Source organism: Streptomyces sp. NPDC059740, assembly GCF_042733155.1.
GTDB lineage: Bacteria > Actinomycetota > Actinomycetes > Streptomycetales > Streptomycetaceae > Streptomyces.
Map to the genome: position 1 here is coordinate 1 of NZ_JBHWGP010000104.1, position 1343 is coordinate 1343.

Here is a 1343-nt window from a genome sequence, read left to right on the forward strand (position 1 = left end):
GCCAGGGTCTTTGCGAAGTGATCTTGTGTCCGGGTTCGTCATGCCAGGCCGAGGGTGGTGAGGGGCCGCAGGTGGTCGCGGGCGGTGTGGCGGAGGGCTGCGGCGATGTTGGTGTGGCCGTCTTGACGGTGGACGCCGATGGCGAGGTTGCGCAGGCCGGCCATGACGCGGGGTAGGTGGCGGGTGCGGGTGTGTGAGGCGTCCTCGTGGAAGGTGCGGTCGCGGACGTGGTGGAGTTGGTTCTCGATGCGCCAGTGGCCGCGGATCCAGGCGGCGAGTTCGCTGCCGTCGGCCGCGCCGGGCGGCAGACTCGTGACCAGGTAGATCCGCTCGATCGTCAGCTTGCCCGTGCCCAGATCGCGTCTCCAGCGCACGACTTGGAGGGCCTGACGGGCGTGCGGGTAGTCGATGTGGGCGAACGCGGCGGTCTTCAGGCGGCGGATCTCGTCGCGGTGATGGGCCCGGGTGCGCTCGACGTGGTCCAGGCGGATCGCGCGCCAGGGCAGGCTGCGGATGCGCGCATGCAGTCCGGGGTGGTTCCGCTTGACGACGGCCAGGTAGTGAGCCCCGTGTTCGTGCAGGTAGGCGGCGTGGTCGTGCTGGGTATGCAGGGCATCGGCGGTGATGACGGCGCCGGTCAGGTCGAGGCCGGCCAGGAGCGGGACGAAGGCTGGGATCTCGTTGCTCTTCTTGTCGATCTGCCGTTGGGCGAGGACCTCGCCGCTGTGGGTCATCGCGGCGATCAAAGCGGTGGCGGCCCGGTTGGCGGTCCGGGTGCCGCGGAGTGTCTTCCCGTCGACAGCGATCGCCTTCCCTCCCGAGGGCGGGGCCGGGGCCTTGCGTTCTTGAAGGAAGTCGCCGATGGCGCGGTCGAGAGCGTCGCCGTCCGCGGTGGCGAGGACGAGGCGGACGGTGGTGGCGTGGGGCGGGCGGATCAGTCCGGTCAGCGGATCGGGGCGGAACCCGAGCAGGGCCAGGACGCGCTGCGGAGCGTCAGCGATCCACTCGCCGATCGCCGTGACCGAGGCGGCGCCGGCCAGGACGGCGGCAGCCGCAGCGGTGAGCAGGGCCGGCCAGGGATAGCGGATGCCACGACGGGCCCGCGGGTCAGGCACCGCGGCCAGAAATCTCCCCAGGTCAGCGGCTGTCTCCAGCGGGATTGGGCCGGAGGCGTCCCCCAGTCGCTGGAGGCATGACGGCATGCGGGAAGATGGGTGCGCAGGCATGGACTCGCTCGGTGCTCATACGGACTCGACACCCACATGATCACCAGCGGCCATGCCTGTTCTGCGTCCAGGGTCGCCTCCGACAGAAGTCGACAAGCCGTCATATCCGGAACTCAA

At 70.2% G+C, this 1343-nt stretch carries 1 protein-coding gene; it reads right to left on the reverse strand.

Annotated features, from left to right (window positions below):
* Positions 1 to 38: 38 nt before the first annotated feature.
* Positions 39 to 1115, reverse strand: a complete 1077-nt coding sequence (locus tag ACFV3R_RS34625) for an ISAs1 family transposase (RefSeq protein ID WP_385591531.1) — start codon at positions 1113 to 1115, stop codon at positions 39 to 41.
* Positions 1116 to 1343: the final 228 nt, after the last annotated feature.